General features: G+C 54.7%; 19 protein-coding genes. 15 read left to right on the plus strand and 4 right to left on the minus strand.

Annotation, left to right across the window (positions count from 1 at the left end):
* Nucleotides 1–14 precede the first annotated feature (14 nt).
* The 15 genes from DOQ08_RS02360 (at nucleotide 15) to DOQ08_RS02430 (ending at nucleotide 12,753) form a co-directional block, all read left to right on the plus strand.
* Nucleotides 15–1,550, plus strand: a complete 1,536-nt coding sequence (locus DOQ08_RS02360; RefSeq protein WP_114333288.1) for an aromatic/alkene/methane monooxygenase hydroxylase/oxygenase subunit alpha — start codon at nucleotides 15–17, stop codon at nucleotides 1,548–1,550.
* 72 nt (nucleotides 1,551–1,622) lie between these two features.
* Nucleotides 1,623–1,982: a phenol hydroxylase subunit P4 gene (locus tag DOQ08_RS02365; RefSeq protein WP_114333289.1), complete on the plus strand. Its 360-nt coding sequence runs from the start codon at nucleotides 1,623–1,625 to the stop codon at nucleotides 1,980–1,982.
* A gap of 10 nt (nucleotides 1,983–1,992) precedes the next feature.
* The gene (locus DOQ08_RS02370; protein WP_114333290.1) at nucleotides 1,993–3,054 is read left to right on the plus strand and encodes an NADH:ubiquinone reductase (Na(+)-transporting) subunit F; all 1,062 of its coding nucleotides are present in this window, start codon (nucleotides 1,993–1,995) and stop codon (nucleotides 3,052–3,054) included.
* 12 nt (nucleotides 3,055–3,066) lie between these two features.
* Entirely contained in the window at nucleotides 3,067–3,396 is a 330-nt protein-coding gene (locus tag DOQ08_RS02375) for a 2Fe-2S iron-sulfur cluster binding domain-containing protein (protein ID WP_114333291.1), read from the plus strand.
* 5 nt (nucleotides 3,397–3,401) lie between these two features.
* Nucleotides 3,402–4,325, plus strand: a complete 924-nt coding sequence (locus tag DOQ08_RS02380; RefSeq protein WP_094624503.1) for a catechol 2,3-dioxygenase — start codon at nucleotides 3,402–3,404, stop codon at nucleotides 4,323–4,325.
* A gap of 46 nt (nucleotides 4,326–4,371) precedes the next feature.
* Entirely contained in the window at nucleotides 4,372–5,829 is a 1,458-nt protein-coding gene (locus DOQ08_RS02385; RefSeq protein ID WP_036202313.1) for a 2-hydroxymuconic semialdehyde dehydrogenase, read from the plus strand.
* A 7-nt stretch (nucleotides 5,830–5,836) separates the two neighbouring features.
* Nucleotides 5,837–6,697 carry an alpha/beta fold hydrolase gene (locus DOQ08_RS02390; protein WP_114333292.1) on the plus strand — a complete coding sequence of 287 codons (861 nt, stop codon included), beginning with the start codon at nucleotides 5,837–5,839 and terminating at the stop codon, nucleotides 6,695–6,697.
* Complete coding sequence (dmpE, locus tag DOQ08_RS02395; RefSeq protein WP_114333293.1) at nucleotides 6,697–7,482, plus strand: 2-oxopent-4-enoate hydratase; 786 nt, start codon at nucleotides 6,697–6,699, stop codon at nucleotides 7,480–7,482. The genes DOQ08_RS02390 and dmpE overlap by 1 nt, the downstream gene beginning before the upstream one ends.
* Nucleotides 7,483–7,506: 24 nt before the next feature.
* Nucleotides 7,507–8,442 carry an acetaldehyde dehydrogenase (acetylating) gene (locus DOQ08_RS02400; RefSeq protein WP_114333294.1) on the plus strand — a complete coding sequence of 312 codons (936 nt, stop codon included), beginning with the start codon at nucleotides 7,507–7,509 and terminating at the stop codon, nucleotides 8,440–8,442.
* Between the two features lie 13 nt (nucleotides 8,443–8,455).
* A complete protein-coding gene (dmpG, locus tag DOQ08_RS02405) occupies nucleotides 8,456–9,493 on the plus strand; it encodes a 4-hydroxy-2-oxovalerate aldolase (protein ID WP_114333295.1) in 1,038 nt (345 codons plus the stop codon).
* Nucleotides 9,490–10,284 carry a 2-oxo-3-hexenedioate decarboxylase gene (dmpH, locus tag DOQ08_RS02410; RefSeq protein WP_114333296.1) on the plus strand — a complete coding sequence of 265 codons (795 nt, stop codon included), beginning with the start codon at nucleotides 9,490–9,492 and terminating at the stop codon, nucleotides 10,282–10,284. Before dmpG ends, dmpH begins: the two co-directional genes overlap by 4 nt.
* A gap of 9 nt (nucleotides 10,285–10,293) precedes the next feature.
* Nucleotides 10,294–10,485 carry a 4-oxalocrotonate tautomerase gene (locus tag DOQ08_RS02415; RefSeq protein WP_114333297.1) on the plus strand — a complete coding sequence of 64 codons (192 nt, stop codon included), beginning with the start codon at nucleotides 10,294–10,296 and terminating at the stop codon, nucleotides 10,483–10,485.
* A 37-nt stretch (nucleotides 10,486–10,522) separates the two neighbouring features.
* Complete coding sequence (locus DOQ08_RS02420) at nucleotides 10,523–11,209, plus strand: helix-turn-helix transcriptional regulator (protein ID WP_114333298.1); 687 nt, start codon at nucleotides 10,523–10,525, stop codon at nucleotides 11,207–11,209.
* Nucleotides 11,210–11,251: 42 nt separating this feature from the next.
* The gene (locus DOQ08_RS02425) at nucleotides 11,252–11,692 is read left to right on the plus strand and encodes a GlcG/HbpS family heme-binding protein (RefSeq protein WP_165823588.1); all 441 of its coding nucleotides are present in this window, start codon (nucleotides 11,252–11,254) and stop codon (nucleotides 11,690–11,692) included.
* Nucleotides 11,693–11,805: 113 nt separating this feature from the next.
* The gene (locus DOQ08_RS02430; RefSeq protein WP_227537455.1) at nucleotides 11,806–12,753 is read left to right on the plus strand and encodes a ketopantoate reductase family protein; all 948 of its coding nucleotides are present in this window, start codon (nucleotides 11,806–11,808) and stop codon (nucleotides 12,751–12,753) included.
* Between the two features lie 116 nt (nucleotides 12,754–12,869).
* Here the strand turns inward: DOQ08_RS02430 and DOQ08_RS02435 are convergent, their stop codons facing one another.
* From DOQ08_RS02435 to DOQ08_RS02450, 4 genes are all read right to left on the minus strand, one after another.
* Nucleotides 12,870–13,514 (minus strand): GntR family transcriptional regulator, encoded by a 645-nt coding sequence (locus DOQ08_RS02435; protein ID WP_114333300.1) that lies wholly within the window; start codon nucleotides 13,512–13,514, stop codon nucleotides 12,870–12,872.
* A 71-nt stretch (nucleotides 13,515–13,585) separates the two neighbouring features.
* On the minus strand, nucleotides 13,586–14,572 hold the full coding sequence (locus DOQ08_RS02440; RefSeq protein WP_114333301.1) for a TRAP transporter substrate-binding protein: 987 nt from the start codon (nucleotides 14,570–14,572) through the stop codon (nucleotides 13,586–13,588).
* 34 nt (nucleotides 14,573–14,606) lie between these two features.
* Nucleotides 14,607–15,896, minus strand: a complete 1,290-nt coding sequence (locus DOQ08_RS02445; protein WP_114333302.1) for a TRAP transporter large permease — start codon at nucleotides 15,894–15,896, stop codon at nucleotides 14,607–14,609.
* Entirely contained in the window at nucleotides 15,893–16,408 is a 516-nt protein-coding gene (locus DOQ08_RS02450) for a TRAP transporter small permease subunit (protein ID WP_114333303.1), read from the minus strand. Before DOQ08_RS02450 ends, DOQ08_RS02445 begins: the two co-directional genes overlap by 4 nt.
* Nucleotides 16,409–16,436: the final 28 nt, after the last annotated feature.

Raw genomic sequence — 16,436 nt, forward strand, 5'->3', positions numbered from 1 at the left:
TTGGGAGAATCATCATGGCTGTTCAAAACAAGAAATTGAATCTCAAAGACAAATACCAGTATCTGACCCGCGACATGGGTTGGGAGCCTACCTACCAGAAAAAAGAAGACATTTTTCCGGACGAGGACTTTGAAGGTATCAAGATTACCGATTGGTCTCAGTGGGAAGACCCATTCCGTCTGACCATGGATTCTTACTGGAAGTATCAGGCGGAAAAAGAGAAGAAGCTGTACGCCATTTTTGATGCGTTTGCCCAGAATAATGGCCACCAGAACATTTCAGACGCTCGCTACGTCAACGCCCTGAAGCTGTTCCTCAGTGGCGTATCTCCGTTGGAACATGGGGCCTTCCAGGGATATGCCAAGGCAGGTCGTCAGTTCAGTGGTACTGGTGCGCGGGTGGCTTGTCAGATGCAGTCGATTGACGAGTTGCGTCATTCGCAGACCCAGCAACACGCCATGAGTCATTACAACAAGCACTTTAACGGCCTGCATGATGCTGCGCACATGCACGACCGGGTGTGGTTCCTGTCGGTGCCCAAGTCGTTCTTTGACGATGCCCGCACCGCTGGTCCGTTCGAATTCCTGACCGCCATTTCGTTCTCGTTCGAGTATGTGCTGACTAACCTCTTGTTCGTTCCGTTTATGTCGGGCGCCGCATACAACGGCGACATGGCCACCGTGACCTTCGGCTTCTCTGCCCAGTCAGACGAAGCACGCCACATGACCTTGGGCCTTGAGGTGATCAAGTTCATCCTCGAGCAACACGAAGACAATGTCCCCATCATTCAGCGCTGGATCGACAAGTGGTTTTGGCGTGGTTTCCGCCTGCTCAGCCTGGTCAGCATGATGATGGACTACATGCTGCCGAACAAAGTCATGTCCTGGTCTGAGGCTTGGGAGGTGTACTACGAGCAGAACGGTGGCGCGCTGTTCAAAGATCTTGAGCGTTATGGCATTCGTCCTCCCAAATATCAGGACGTGGCCAACGATGCCAAACATCACCTGAGCCACCAGCTGTGGACCACTTTCTACCAGTATAGCCATGCCACCAACTTCCATACCTGGGTTCCAGAGAAGGAAGAAATGGATTGGATGTCTGAAAAGTACCCGGACACTTTCGACAAGTACTACCGTCCGCGCTACGAGTACCTGGCGAAAGAGGCCGCCGCTGGCCGTCGCTTCTACAACAACACCCTGCCGCAACTGTGCCAGGTGTGCCAGGTACCGAACCTGTTCACCGAAATGGGCGCGCCTACCAAGTTGAGCCATCGTCAGTTGGTTCATGAAGGCGAGCGTTACCATTTCTGCTCCGAAGCCTGCTGCGACATCTTCAAGCACGAGCCGGAAAAATACGTGCAGGCCTGGCTGCCGGTGCATCAGATCTATCAGGGTAACTGCGAAGGCGCAGATGTCGAGACCGTGGTGCAGAAGTACTACCACATCAACATCGGCGAGGACAATTTCGAGTACCTCGGTTCGCCGGACCACAAGCGCTGGATGTCCATCAAGGGCGAAAAGCCTGCTGATGAGAACCAGGACGCCGCCTGATACTGACCCGGGAGTCGCCCGGTAGCCACTGGCGCCGGGCGAACCACCCACAAAAACAACAAGGTGACCATCATGAGTGTAAACGCTTTATACGACTACAAATTCGAGCCCAAAGACAAGGTCGAGAACTTTAACGGCATGCAGCTGTTGTATGTCTACTGGCCTGATCACCTGATGTTCTGCGCGCCGTTTGCGTTGTTGGTGCAGCCGGACATGACCTTCCGTGCCGTGATTGAAGAAATTCTCAAGCCGGCAACTGCGGCGCACCCGGATTCTAGCAAGGCGGATTTCCTGAATGCCGAATGGCTGTTGAACGATGAGCCGTTTACCCCGGATGCGGATGCCAGCCTGATAGATAACGGCATTGATCACAAAAGCATGCTGACGGTCACAACACCTGACCTCAAAGGCATGGCTGGCGTCGGATACTGAGGGTAGTGCTATGAGCCATACCGTAACTATCGAACCCATTGGCGAGCAGATCGAAGTGGAGGAAGGCCAGACCATCCTCGCGGCGGCGCTCCGCCAGGGCGTCTGGTTGCCGTTTGCATGCGGTCACGGCACCTGTGCTACCTGCAAGGTGCAGGTGCTTGAGGGCGACGTCGAGATTGGCGACGCCTCACCGTTTGCCCTGATGGACGTGGAGCGAGGCGAAGGCAAGGTGCTGGCCTGCTGCGCCACAGTGGAAAGCGACGTGACCATCGAAGCCGATATCGATGTCGACCCGGACTTCGAGGGCTACCCGGTGGAGGATTACGTAGCGACAGTAACGGATATTGTTGACCTGTCGCCCACCATCAAGGGTCTGCACCTGAAACTGGACCGCCCGATGACCTTCCAGGCCGGCCAGTACATCAACATCGAAGTGCCCGGAGTTGAGGGTGCCCGCGCGTTCTCACTCGCTAACCCGCCAGGCAAGCCCGATGAAGTGGAGCTGCACATTCGCCTGGTTGAAGGGGGCGCTGCAACCACCTACATCCACGAGCAGCTGAAAGCAGGCGATGAACTGAACCTGTCCGGCCCCTATGGGCAGTTCTTTGTGCGCAGTTCCCAGCCTGGTGATCTGATCTTCATCGCGGGTGGTTCAGGGCTTTCCAGTCCGCAATCGATGATTCTCGACCTGCTGGAGCAGAACGACGAACGCAAGATCGTGTTGTTCCAGGGCGCCCGCAACCTCGCAGAGCTCTACAACCGCGAACTGTTTGAAGCACTGGATCGTGACCACGACAATTTCACCTATGTACCTGCGTTGAGCCAGTCCGACGGTGATGCCGACTGGAGCGGATTCCAGGGCTATGTGCACGAAGCTGCCAAGGCACACTTTGATGGCCGATTTGCCGGCAACAAAGCCTACCTATGTGGACCGCCTCCGATGATCGATGCAGCGATCACCGCCCTGATGCAAGGCCGGTTGTTCGAGCGGGACATTTTCATGGAGAAATTCCTGACAGCGGCCGACGGTGCGGAAGACACTCAGCGTTCAGCCCTGTTCAAGAAGATCTGACCGGGAGGCGGTATGGCCGAGTTCCAGGTGTTCAACCGCACAACGGGTGACCACATTATCTGCCAGGAAGGCCAGAGCGTGCTCAAGGCTATGGAACAGCTGGGTATGAAGTGCGTGCCCGTGGGCTGCCGGGGTGGTGGCTGCGGCTTTTGCAAGATCCGGGTTCTGGAGGGCGATTTCGAGTGCGGCAAGATGAGCAAGGTGCATGCCCCTCCAGAAGCCGTTGAAAAAGGGGAGGTCCTGGCTTGCCGGATCTACCCGCTGACCGACTTGACCATCGAGTGTGTGCTTCTGCCGGAGGCGGCACTTGCGAAGCAAACAACAACAAAAACGTTGAGGTAACTGTCATGAAAAAAGGTGTAATGCGTCCCGGCCACGTTCAGATCCGGGTTCTCGATATGGGCGAAGCCGTCAAACACTACACAGACCTGTTGGGTTTGATCGAAACCGATCGTGACGACCAGGGGCGTGTTTATCTGAAGGCCTGGAGCGAAGTGGACAAGTTCTCTGTGGTTCTGCGCGAAGCCGATGAGCCGGGCTGTGACTTTATGGGCTTCAAGGTGGTGGACGAAGCTGCCCTGAACCAGCTTGAAAAAGACCTTGTCGATTACGGTGTTGAGGTTGAGCAAGTACCGGCGGAAGAGTTGAAAGATTGCGGTCGCCGCGTTCGCTTCACTGTGCCCTCCGGTCATGCCTTTGAACTTTATGCTGATAAGAAATATACCGGAAAGTGGGGTGTGTCCAGCGTTAATCCGGAAGCCTGGCCTCGCGGCCTGCAGGGCATGAAGGCGGTGCGTTTTGATCATGTCTTGTTCTACGGCCCGGAATTGGCCGCCGTGTATGACATCTTCGTCAACGTGCTGGGCTTTTACTTGGCGGAACAGGTTCTGGACCCCGAAGGCACTCGCGTAGCGCAGTTCCTGACCGTCTCCATGAAGGAACACGATGTGGCCTTCATCCACCACGAAGAGAAAGGCAAGTTTCATCACGCCTCCTTCTTCCTGGATACCTGGGAAGCTGTGCTGCGGTCTGCCGATCTGATCTCCATGACCGATACCTCGATTGATATCGGCCCAACCCGTCACGGGCTGACCCACGGCCAGACCATCTATTTCTTTGACCCGTCCGGAAACCGCAACGAAGTGTTCTGTGGCGGCGACTATCACTATCCGGATCACAAACCCATTACCTGGAAGGCAGAAGACCTCGGTAAGGCGATTTTCTACCACGATCGCGTGCTGAACGAACGCTTCCTGACCGTGTTGACCTGATTAGGAACAGGCCGAACGTGATTCAATTTAACAGGACTAGGCAGCCATGAAAGAGTTCAAACATTTTATTAACGGCGAGTACGTGGCTTCGGCCAGTGGCAAAACATTTGAAAATCGATCGCCCGTGGACAATAGCCTGATCGGCCAGGTTCACGAGGCCGGTGAGGCGGAAGTCGATGCTGCCGTTCGTGCCGCTAAAGCCGCGCTTAAGGGCCCGTGGAGCAAGCTGACCCAAAACCAGCGTGCCGCCATGTTGAACAAGATCGCAGACCGCATTAATGAGCGTTTCGACGAATTCCTGGCCGCAGAGTGCCTGGACACGGGCAAACCGCGCTCAATGGCCAGCCATATCGACATCCCCCGTGGCGCAGCCAACTTTAAAGAATTTGCTGACAGTATGAATCATCCGACTGAAGGCTTCCGAATGGATACCCCGGATGGCACGGGCGCTGTAAACGTAGGCCATCGGACGCCAAAAGGCGTTATTGCCGTGGTGTCTCCATGGAACCTTCCCCTGTTGTTGATGACCTTCAAGGTGGGCCCTGCGCTGGCCTGTGGTAACACGGTTGTTGTTAAACCGTCGGAAGAAACACCTGCTACGGCCACTTTGCTGGGTGAGGTCATGAACGAGTGTGGTGTGCCACCAGGTGTGTTTAATGTGGTGCACGGTTTTGGCCCTGACTCTGCGGGTGCTTTCCTGACGTCTCATCCATTAGTGGATGCGATCACCTTCACCGGTGAAACCCGTACCGGTGAGATCATTATGAAAGCCGCCGCAGTGGGCCTTCGTAATGTTTCCATGGAGTGCGGCGGAAAAAACCCTGGCCTTGTGTTCGCCGACTGCGATCTCGAAAAAGCCGTGGAGGGCACGATGCGCTCCGCGTTTGTCAACTGTGGTCAGGTTTGTTTGGGCACCGAGCGGGTCTATGTGGAGCGTTCGATATTTGACCAGTTTCTCGCCCGTATGAAAGAAGAGGTGGCCAAGCTGAAACTGGGCCGACCAGAAGATCCCGATGCGAATTTCGGGCCGCTGGTCAGCTTGGAGCATCGTGACAAAGTTAAAAGCTATTACGACTTGGCTCGCGAAGAGGGTGCAACCGTCGAGATTGGTGGTGGCATTCCCGACATGGGCGCAGAGCTGAACGATGGCGCCTGGATTGAACCGACCATCTGGACCGGCCTGCCTGAAGACGCCCGTGTTATCCGCGAGGAAATTTTTGGTCCGTGCTGTCACATCCGTCCGTTCGACACCGAAGAAGAAGCCATCGAGTTGGCCAATGACACCAGCTACGGTCTTGCCTGCGCCATCTGGACAGAAAATTCTGCCCGGGCTCTCCGCGTGGCGGAACAGATGGAAGTTGGTCTGGCGTGGGTGAACTCCTGGTTCCTGCGTGATCTGCGCACATCCTTCGGCGGCGCCAAACAATCAGGGATTGGTCGTGAGGGCGGCGTGCATGGTCTGGAGTTCTACACTGAAACCAAAAACATCTGTATCAAACTGTGAGGTAGCCATGAACGTACCTGTAGACAGACCTGAAATCGGGCGTGAGATCACCGCGGCCGGCTACCGGACCAATGTGCACGATCACGGCGAAGGTGGTTTCCCCTTGATGATGATTCACGGTTCCGGCCCCGGGGTAACCGCCTGGGCCAACTGGCGCCTGGTGATTCCCGAGCTGGCCAAACACCGCCGTGTGGTTGCGCCAGACATGCTCGGCTTTGGTTACAGCGAGCGCCCGGAAGACAAGATCTATAACCGTGAGCGTTGGGTAAAACACGCCATCGGTGTTATGGACGAGCTGGGGCTTGATCAGGTCGATCTGGTGGGCAACTCCTTCGGGGGTGGTCTGGCATTGTCGTTGGCCATCGAGCATCCAGAGCGCGTTCGCCGTCTGGTGCTGATGGGCTCTGCCGGGGTCAGCTTTCCGATCACCAAAGGCCTGGATGAAGTCTGGGGTTACCAGCCCTCGCTGGAAACCATGCGCCGGTTGATGGATGTATTTGCCTTCAACAAGGGGCTGTTGACCGACGAACTGGCAGAAATGCGTTACCAGGCAAGCGTTCGCCCCGGCTTTCAGGAATCCTTTGCCGCCATGTTTCCGGCCCCGCGCCAGCGCTGGGTCGACAACCTGGCAAGCAACGAGGATGACATCCGTGCCCTTCAGCACGAAACCCTGATTATCCACGGTCGCGAAGACGAAGTGATTCCCCTGGAAGCCTCATATAAGTTGGCTGAACTGATTGATCGTGCCCAGTTGCATGTGTTCGGCCGCTGCGGTCACTGGACACAGATTGAACACGCCTCACGGTTTGCCCGTCTGGTTGACGATTTCCTGAACGAAGCGGATCAAGCCGCTGCCGGAGACAAATAATGGATAAGCAAAAAATCCAGCAGTTCGGCGACGAACTCTACGAAGCCATGGTCAAGCGGGAAGCAGTCTCCCCGCTGACCAGCCGTGGCGAAGACATCAGCATCGAGGATGCCTACCACATCTCCCTGCGCATGCTTGAGCGCCGGCAGCAAGCCGGTGCCCGGGTAATTGGCAAAAAGATCGGCGTCACCAGCAAGGCGGTGATGAACATGCTGAATGTACACCAGCCCGATTTCGGTTACCTGACCGACGACATGGTGTTTAACAGTGGAGAAGCCGTGCCCATCAGCGACCGGCTGATTGCGCCAAGGGCTGAGGGAGAGATTGCCTTCATCCTGAAGAAAGACCTGGCCGGCCCCGGCGTGACCAATGCCGACGTGCTGGCGGCCACCGAATGCGTAATGCCGTGTTTCGAGATCGTCGATTCACGCATTCAGGACTGGAAGATCGCCATTCAGGACACCATCGCTGATAACGCTTCCTGCGGTTTGTTTGTGCTGGGTGACAACGCGGTCTCCCCTCGGGATGTTGACCTGGTGACTTGCGGCATGGTGGTGGAAAAGAACGGTTCCATCATCAGCACGGGTGCCGGCGCAGCTGCACTGAGCTCCCCGGTCAACTGCGTGGCCTGGCTAGCCAACACCCTGGGCGAGTTTGGTATTCCCCTGAAAGCAGGTGAAGTCATCCTGTCAGGCTCCTTGGTACCGCTGGAGCCGGTGAAAGCCGGTGACACCATGCGTGTGGATATTGGCGGGCTTGGCAGCGCATCTGTGCGCTTTGTCTGACCCGGACCAAATGAGGACAAGATTATGAACAAGAAAATCAAAGCCGCCATCATCGGCTCGGGCAACATCGGTACCGACCTGATGATCAAGATTTTGCGTAACGGCAAGCACATCGAAATGGGCGCCATGGTCGGTATCGACCCGGAATCCGACGGCCTGGCCCGTGCCCAGCGCATGGGCGTGGCCACCACCCACGAAGGCGTGGACGGCCTGGTGAAGATGCCGGAATTTGCCGACATCGACATCGTATTTGACGCCACCTCTGCCGGCGCGCACATGCACAACGAAGTGTTTCTGCGTGGCCACAAAGAAAACATCAAGATTGTCGACCTGACCCCCGCGGCCATTGGCCCCTACTGCGTGCCGGTGGTGAACCTGGAGCAGAACCTGAGCGAAGGTAACGTGAACATGGTCACCTGCGGTGGCCAGGCCACCATCCCGATGGTGGCCGCCGTGTCTCGCGTGGCCAAGGTGCACTACGCCGAAATTGTGGCATCGATTTCCAGTAAGTCTGCCGGCCCGGGCACCCGCGCCAACATCGACGAGTTCACCGAAACCACCTCCAAGGCCATCGAAGTGGTCGGTGGGGCCCAGAAGGGCAAGGCCATCATCATTCTAAACCCGGCCGAGCCGCCCTTGCTGATGCGCGATACCGTTTACGTGTTGTCTGACGCGGCTGACCAGGCGGAAGTGGAAGCCTCCGTTGAAGAAATGGTGCAAGCTGTGTCCTCCTACGTACCGGGCTACCGCCTCAAGCAGAAAGTCCAGTTCGACGTAATTCCTGAAGACCAGCCCATGAACGTGCCGGGCCTGGGCCGCTTCAGTGGCCTGAAAACCTCCATCTTCCTGGAAGTGGAAGGCGCTGCCCATTACCTGCCGGCCTACGCCGGCAACCTGGACATCATGACCTCCGCCGCCCTCGGTACCGCCGAGCGCATCGCCGAATCGTTGGTCAACTGAGGAGGACCGAACCATGACCTTTAATCCCGGTAAAAAACTCTACATCTCCGACGTGACCCTGCGAGACGGCAGCCACGCCATTCGTCATCAGTACAGCATCAAGAACGTGCAGGACATCGCCCGCGCTCTGGACAAGGCCAAGGTGGACTCCATCGAAGTTGCCCACGGCGACGGCCTGCAAGGCTCCAGCTTCAACTACGGCTTTGGTGCCCACACCGACCTGGAGTGGATCGAAGCGGTGGCCGAAGTGGTGGAACACTCACAGATCGCCACCTTGCTGCTGCCCGGCATTGGCACCGTCCACGATTTGGACAACGCCTACAGCGCCGGTGCCCGCATCGTGCGTGTCGCGACTCACTGCACTGAGGCGGATGTCTCCAGACAGCACATCGAACACGCCCGCAAGCTGGGGATGGACACCGTGGGCTTTTTGATGATGAGTCACATGCAAACTCCGCAGGGCCTGGCCGAGCAAGCCAAGCTGATGGAAGACTACGGCGCGACCTGCCTGTACGTGGTGGACTCCGGCGGTGCCATGAACATGAACGACATCCGGGACCGCTTCCGTGCCCTGAAAGACGTTCTCAAACCGGAAACCCAGACTGGTATCCACGCCCACCACAACCTGGCGCTGGGTGTGGCCAACTCCATCGTGGCAGTGGAAGAAGGCTGTGACCGCATCGACGCCAGCCTCTCCGGCATGGGTGCGGGCGCCGGTAATGCGCCGCTGGAAGTCTGCATTGCCGCCTTCGACAAGATGGGGTGGGCGCATGGCACCGATGTGCGAGCGTTGATGGATGCCGCCGACGATATCGTGCGCCCGCTGCAGGATCGCCCGGTACGGGTAGACCGTGAAACCCTGGCGCTGGGCTATGCCGGGGTGTACTCCAGCTTCCTGCGCCATTCCGAAGTGGCGGCGCAGAAGTATGGCCTGAAGACTGTGGATATTCTCGTTGAATTGGGCAAACGCCGGATGGTGGGTGGCCAGGAAGACATGATCGTGGACGTGGCGCTGGATCTGCTGAAGGCGCAAGAGGAGCAAAAAGCATGAGTAAGACACTAAACAATGACCAGGTGCTGGCCCTGGCCGAGCACGTAGAAAACGCCGAATTGAACGCCCGCGATATCACCAAGGTCACCAATGATTATCCGGACATGACCTTTGAAGACGCCTACGACGTGCAGTGGGAAATCCGTCGTCGTAAAGAAGCCCGCGGCAACAAAATTGTTGGCATGAAGATGGGCCTTACCTCTTGGGCCAAGATGGCCCAGATGGGCGTTGAAACCCCCATCTATGGTTTCCTGGCTGACTACTTCAGCGTGCCGGATGGTGGTGTGGTCAATACTAAGGAACTGATTCATCCCAAGATCGAAGCCGAGATCGCCTTTGTGACTAAAGAGCCACTACATGGACCGGGCTGCCATATCGGGGACGTGTTGGCGGCCACAGACTTCGTGATCCCGGCGGTGGAAGTGATCGATTCTCGCTACGAGAACTTCAAGTTCGACTTGGTGAGTGTGGTGGCTGACAACGCCTCTTCCAGCCGTTTCATAACTGGCGGCACTATGGCGAACTTGGCCGATCTAGACCTTAAAACCCTAGGAGTGGTGGTGGAAAAGAACGGTGAAGTGGTAGACGTGGGCGCTGGTGCTGCGGTGCTGGGCCATCCGGCGTCTAGCGTTGCCATGCTTGCTAACCTACTGGCTGAGCGCGGTGAACACATTCCGGCCGGTACTTTTATTATGACCGGCGGAATCACAGCGGCAATTGCGGTGGAAGCTGGAGACAACATTAGCGTTCGCTATCAAGGCATAGGAACGGTCACTGCTCGGTTTGAGTAAGGGGGTTCTATGCCGATTGCACAAATCAACATTCTGGAAGGCCGGACCGACGAGCAAAAGGAAGCGCTGATTCACGAAGTGACCGACGCCATCGTACGCTCACTCGATGCGCCGGTTGAAAGCGTGCGGGTGATTATTAACGAAATGCCGAAGCAGCATTTTGGCATTGCCGGGGAATCAGCTCGGAAACGGGGGCGTTAAGCCCCCTTGGCGTAGAAGCGTTAAAAGGAGGAGAGAAGTGTCCAAACTTCCGGTGCTATTTGTGACCTGCAATTCAGAGAGCCTGGATCTAAACGATCATTTAGTTTCCGGGCCGGCAAGAATGGTATGGGGACGCAGTTATAAAAGTGTTGTTCTGATTAGTACCAATCAGCGCATCGTTGTTCCCAGGGTTGTGCCTATGAAAGGTTCAGGTGTTAACGCTGAGACGATGTGTGGTTTGCTTAAAGATCAAGGTTTTGTACCGGAAGTGAAGGCTCGCACAGGCCAAACTAGAGACAAACTCTTAGAGGTGTTGTTGGCGAAGAAGCCGGAGAGTATATCTGAGCTGGAACTCAACACTGGGATGAGTGAAATCGAGTATCGCAAGGTGGGGAAATGTCTCGAAGTTCTCAGGGATGAAGGTGTTCTTTTGATCTGTCTCGATGATAAAACCGACCGCACGGGGGATGAACTAGCATCTCTAGATAACAGACATTTGCGGGAGATGCTTAATGCGTGGGTTGATGATCAACGTTGGGGGGAAGCGATGTCCTTTAACGGAGAGCCAAACCACGCCGCTCCATCTATTCGTTTGGACGATCCGACAATCTGTCTTCTGAATGCAGCATTCACCCTCGGAGGTTCGCAGTTTCCACAAAGAATGTTCAGCACTGGTATGAATAAAGTGACCCAGACTCTATCCGGATTTGGTTGGATGAAGTAAATCATTTTGCAAGTAGAGTAGGCATTTATGGGATCCGTTAGAATGCAGAAATTTTATCGCACCACTTTAGCCATGACGGAAAACGCAACGCTCCAACTTTTGGATCTGGCTGTATCGAATGCCCAGGAGGCGGGATTTGAGGCCGCAATTGCTATCGTTGACAGGTCAGGCACCTTGCAAGCGTTCGTTCGGATGCAGGGCGCTTTTTTGGTGTCTTCGGAGCTAGCCCAAAAAAAAGCAATCACCGCTGTTGGAATGAGCGCAGAAACCATTGAGTTGGAAGCACTGCTCGAAAGCGCAGAGCCGCGTGTCCGTGACGGACTGACGAAAACCGCTGATTTCACTTTAGTCGGAGGGGGTGTTCCTCTGTATATCAACGAGGTGTTGGTAGGAGGGGTTGGGGTATCCGGGGGGAGTGAAGAGCAGGATCAATATTGTGCAAAGGCTGTAGCGGATCGATGTGAGAAGTTGTCATCTCTATAATCGACCCGGATCGGATGGTGGCGAAGGGTGTCTGACATAATGGGACTTCTCTCATTTAGTTTTGTTGCTGGTCGTCATGTCCAATAAAAGAAATGTTTGGAGCCTAGGTTTCTATGGTGCATTTAAAAATCCTGATGGTTGGTGCTGGTGGAATTGGCGGTTATTACGCGGCAAAACTGGCCGAGGCCGGACACGAGGTGACTCTGACAGCCAGAGGTGAACACTTAAACGCATTAAAACTGAACGGGCTTGTTGTCGACTATGCAAGTCGACAAACTTTTCGACACTCCTTACCGGCCTACTCCCATAAAGAACTCGTCGATAGCTGCCAGGCCCGTGACTTTGACGTAGTGATTGTTTCACTAAAATCCACAGCAACCAAAGAGGTATTCGCTGAGCTCGCCGAATGGCTACAAGCAGCTAAAACACCAGTGTTGTCTCTTCAGAATGGGGTCGACAACGAGCCGCTGATTGCCGAAATCATAGGCGAAGAGCGCGTAATAGGTGGATTGGCTGTTCGTATCGGGGGACACATTCTGAAGCCAGGGCATGTTGTGGCTGAAGGTGCAGCTGAAATTGTCATGGGCGCTTGGCCCTTGAAGGAGATGAACGATCCCCGCTCCCAGGTTGTTGATCAACTGAGCCGAGAATTTAATGCAGCTGGAATTCCTACTGGTGTAAGTGACAATATCCGGTATGAGCTGTGGCGAAAGTTGTTGATTAATAACGGTGTTAATCCACTCTCGGCTCTCACCCGCCTAGATACCCGAAGCCTCACGCACCACCCTGAATTCCGACACGTTGTCGTTGGGATGATGAATGAAACATTGGATGCCGCGAAAGCTGATGGTGTGGATCTTACCCGCGAGGATTTGGAAGAAATGTTTGATCTGATCAGTAGCTTTAATGCTATCAAAACGTCCATGCTGGTCGACAGAGAAAAGGGGCATCCATTGGAGCTGGATAGCATCGCTGGTGCTGTTCTCAGGCGGTGTGAGTCCATGGGAGTGGAAGCACCTTATACAAGACTGGTATGTGCCTTGCTGAATCACGGCCTTTAATAAACGCTTGCTTATTTTCTGGGGGGATTACAAACAACCTCCGTCAAATACGCAGAATGGTTAGACTGGATCGAAAGGCCGATCAGGCAAGAAAACGAAAACACTGGGATCCAAATTCAAGAAAAAACCTTGCCTAACGAGGCAATAAAAGGCGTGAATTCACTGCGGCTCATGTCCAGATGATGGAACATCAAATCTGCCGCCAGTTTTTCATTCCTTTGCATGATCGCCTCCGCAATCGAGACGTGTTCATGCGCAGATTCGGAGGTCATCCCGGCAACTCGGTGAATCTGTCGACGATATGGGGCTACTTTTCTTCGTGCATTGAATACCGTGTTCACTAATTCATCGTTACCCGTCATGTGGTACATCAATTCGTGAAACTGCTTGTTTGATTCTGAGTATTTCTCCACACCTGTTTCGGCACCCTCGATAGTGAGTTTTGCTAAAGCTAGGAGTTTGTGTTTGTCTTCAACACTGCCAGAGCGTGCAGCCAGCCTTGCACAGGATGATTCTAATACAGCAAGAAGCTCCAATAGGGACAGCACATAGCTTAGACTAACCTTTTTTACGAACACCCCTCTTCGTTCTCGGTATTCGACCAACCCATCGCTCTGCAGGCGTGCCAAAACCTCCCTAATCGGGGTTCGCGACACTCCAAACTCCGCTGCCAGGGTTCGTTCGTTAAGCCGGTCACCGGAAACATAGAAACGATCCAGAAGTCGCTCTTCCAAGATTTTTTGTATTTGATCCCTGTCCAAAGAAAGCTCCCTTCTCCATTAGCGAAAAAATGCCCCTTGGGCAAAAGACCAAGGGGCATCGAGAGTGGTGGTTACTTATTGTATTCGTTAAAGACCTTTACCAACAGGTCCGCATCTTTACCGTAGGATTTGGAAAACTCGCTCAGGTATTTTGCCGACAGTGCGTTAACACGTTGTTCGTCTTCACCCTCAAGCTTGATCACAGCCGTGGACTGCTCTTCAACTAGGTCAGCGAGGCGCTTCGATTCTTCCGCAAAGTTGTCTGCAGACCACTTGATGGTCTTTTGAACAGCTTCCCGAATTGCCTGGCGTTCAGACTCATCCAAACGATTCCATTTGCGCAGGTTCATCACCAGAGCGTAGGGCGTACGGACAATGGAGCGGTCCAGCCGTGCCGGGGCAACTTCAGACAAGCCCAGGTTAGCATAGGAAGAGTTGGTGGTGATTACGCCATCAACGCCGCCGGTTTGTAGTTGCAGGAACTGCTCAGCCGCACTCATAAAGACGACAGAGGCATCAAGGTCTTGTAGGGCAGGATCTGTGTATCCGCCCACACCCCGAATCCGCTTGCCAGAGAAGCCTTCAAGGCCCTTAACATGGTCGGACATGAACACAGTGGTATCGCCAGAGGAATTGATGAAGCCCAGCAGTTTGACCTGTGATCTTTCAAACTGCTTTCCCAGGGTTTCGAGCACACGCGGGTCGTTGGCAAACTCCAGAAGCTTGGCATCGCTCATCGACTTCGGCGGGAACGGGACGGTGAAGATCCGCATTAGATCCACACTGCCCACTGCGTAGCCGCCAAACAGGCTGTAGACATCCACCGTGCCTCTGGCAGTGGCCATAAATCCGTCTCGGCCTTTAACAAGGGACTCCGAAGGAAAGACCTTCACATCAAAAGTCTTGGAATCCAGGGAATCCGCAAAGTACTGGGCCGTTTTTCCGCGGAAGTCTTCTGTCGGGAAATAGTGGCCTAGTCGAATAACTTCTTTCGCGTTAGCCGAGACAGAGATGGCCGAAGCCAGCAGCAGGAGTGAGAAAAATTTACCTAGAGTCATCAGTTAATCCTCATTGTTTTTGTAGATCGATCGCTTAATAAAGGGCTGTCAGCGAAGGGAACATCGATAGAACGACGATCGCTGCAGCGTACAGAACGATGAACGGGATGGTGCCTCGGATAACCTGGGATAAGGTGAGCCCGGCAACACTATCTCGTACAACGTAAAGGCATAGGCCGACTGGCGGCGTTATCACGGCAAAGCACATGTTCACCATGATCACGACACCCAACCAGATGGGGTCAAAGCCGTAGGCAAGCATCGCCGGGAAGATAATCGGCACGGCAATGATCACCAGGGAGATGGCATCGAGCAGCATGCCCAGGAAGAACAGCATCACCATCACGATGATGAAGAAGGTCCACTTATTGAGTTCCGCCGAGATAACCATTTCCGCAACTTGCTGGGGTACCTGGGCATTGCTGAGGGCATAGCTGAAGACCATGGCGAAGGCAAGGATAGCCAGCAGCATGCAGTTGGTCTTGGTGGATTTAACCAGAGCCTCCGAGAGGGTTTTAAGGGACAGTGAGCCTTTCATCGCTGAGATCACGAGGGCACCGAACACCCCGATAGCGGCTGCCTCTGTGGGGGTAGCAATGCCGTTATAGATACTGCCAATCACCACAACGATAAGAAAGATAACAGGACCGGCAAGGGCTAGCGATTTGCCAAAGCTCAAATCCTTACGCTCGTCAGCGGTCGAATCGACACGCACGAAACCCGGTTTTTTGCGCTCCTTCAGTAAGACAAATGCGACGTACGCACACATCATCAGTACGATGACGATTCCGGGTATCAGAGCGCCTGAGAACAGGTCCGCAATCGAGGTTTCGGTAACAACGCCGTACATGATCAACGGCAGGCTTGGCGGGATGATCATGCCCAAGCCACTGGACGCAGCTACCGTGCCCGAAGACATCTCGTTGCTGTAGTTACGCTTCATCATCTCGGGAATAGCTACGCTACCGATCACCGCCGCAACACCGACAGCGGTTCCGCTGACGGCGCCAAAGATGGCTCCGGCAACGATGGCGCTGATGGCCAGTCCTCCTGGCAGCCAGCCAAACCACTTGTCTACACTCCGGAAAAGGTCCTTGCCGACGCCCGAACTGTTGATGATCTCGCTCATCAATACAAACAACGGAATCGCAACCAGAACGAACTCGGAGACGGTTCCCCAGATGATGTCAGACACCGCAAACGAAGCACTAAAACCTCCGACATAAACGATGCCCAGCAACGCTGAAATTCCCAATGAGAATGCGACTGGCGTGCCCAGCGCGAGCAAGATCAGTAGCGATGCGATAACAATCAGGACCATCATGCCTGTGCTCCTTGCATTGTTCGGCAAACGCCGCAGATGTTACGAACGAGTAGCCTGATAGCTTCGAGGGCCAGGACGGCAGCGCCAATTGGCATGAACATTTGGGGAATAAACAGAGGCATTGCCAGCGTGGTAGATGACCGCCAATTGAGCTGGTACGACAGCAGTGCCATGTCGTACGTGGCGTAGCCGACCACCAGTGCTAAGCCTAGGACCAAAACATCAATCAGTGCCAGCAAGGCAAATTTAGGTGCGCCGGTGAGCATGTCGATAAAAATCGACATGCTCACATGGCCACCCTCTCGGTAGACCCTTCCAGCGGCAAGGAACAGGATAGATGCTACGAGGTAGCCGGAAACCTCTGACACCCAGACAGAAGAGGTACCGAACAAAAAACGGTTGACCACTTCCCAGATGATAGCCACGACAAGGAAGACCGTCACCAGCAGGGAGAGATGGAAACTTAAGTCACCAACCCTGCCTACTACTTTATCTATTGTTCTTATAATCATAAAAACCTCATTATTGTTCGCGTGTTGA

The sequence above is a fragment of the Marinobacter litoralis genome, assembly GCF_003336705.1.
In the GTDB taxonomy this organism is placed as follows: Bacteria; Pseudomonadota; Gammaproteobacteria; order Pseudomonadales; family Oleiphilaceae; genus Marinobacter; species Marinobacter litoralis.

Bases quoted from the DNA above. Each gene is read 5' to 3' on its own strand.
- DOQ08_RS02425 (WP_165823588.1), top strand. From the start codon at position 11,252: ATGCAGAAATTTTATCGCACCACTTTAGCCATGACGGAAAACGCAACG.
- DOQ08_RS02380 (WP_094624503.1), top strand. From the start codon at position 3,402: ATGAAAAAAGGTGTAATGCGTCCCGGCCACGTTCAGATCCGGGTTCTC.
- DOQ08_RS02375 (WP_114333291.1), top strand. From the start codon at position 3,067: ATGGCCGAGTTCCAGGTGTTCAACCGCACAACGGGTGACCACATTATC.
- DOQ08_RS02415 (WP_114333297.1), top strand. From the start codon at position 10,294: ATGCCGATTGCACAAATCAACATTCTGGAAGGCCGGACCGACGAGCAA.
- DOQ08_RS02430 (WP_227537455.1), top strand. From the start codon at position 11,806: ATGGTGCATTTAAAAATCCTGATGGTTGGTGCTGGTGGAATTGGCGGT.
- DOQ08_RS02390 (WP_114333292.1), top strand. From the start codon at position 5,837: ATGAACGTACCTGTAGACAGACCTGAAATCGGGCGTGAGATCACCGCG.
- dmpG (WP_114333295.1), top strand. From the start codon at position 8,456: ATGACCTTTAATCCCGGTAAAAAACTCTACATCTCCGACGTGACCCTG.
- dmpE (WP_114333293.1), top strand. From the start codon at position 6,697: ATGGATAAGCAAAAAATCCAGCAGTTCGGCGACGAACTCTACGAAGCC.
- DOQ08_RS02360 (WP_114333288.1), top strand. From the start codon at position 15: ATGGCTGTTCAAAACAAGAAATTGAATCTCAAAGACAAATACCAGTAT.
- DOQ08_RS02385 (WP_036202313.1), top strand. From the start codon at position 4,372: ATGAAAGAGTTCAAACATTTTATTAACGGCGAGTACGTGGCTTCGGCC.
- DOQ08_RS02400 (WP_114333294.1), top strand. From the start codon at position 7,507: ATGAACAAGAAAATCAAAGCCGCCATCATCGGCTCGGGCAACATCGGT.
- DOQ08_RS02365 (WP_114333289.1), top strand. From the start codon at position 1,623: ATGAGTGTAAACGCTTTATACGACTACAAATTCGAGCCCAAAGACAAG.
- DOQ08_RS02440 (WP_114333301.1), bottom strand. From the start codon at position 14,572: ATGACTCTAGGTAAATTTTTCTCACTCCTGCTGCTGGCTTCGGCCATC.
- DOQ08_RS02450 (WP_114333303.1), bottom strand. From the start codon at position 16,408: ATGATTATAAGAACAATAGATAAAGTAGTAGGCAGGGTTGGTGACTTA.
- dmpH (WP_114333296.1), top strand. From the start codon at position 9,490: ATGAGTAAGACACTAAACAATGACCAGGTGCTGGCCCTGGCCGAGCAC.
- DOQ08_RS02445 (WP_114333302.1), bottom strand. From the start codon at position 15,896: ATGATGGTCCTGATTGTTATCGCATCGCTACTGATCTTGCTCGCGCTG.
- DOQ08_RS02370 (WP_114333290.1), top strand. From the start codon at position 1,993: ATGAGCCATACCGTAACTATCGAACCCATTGGCGAGCAGATCGAAGTG.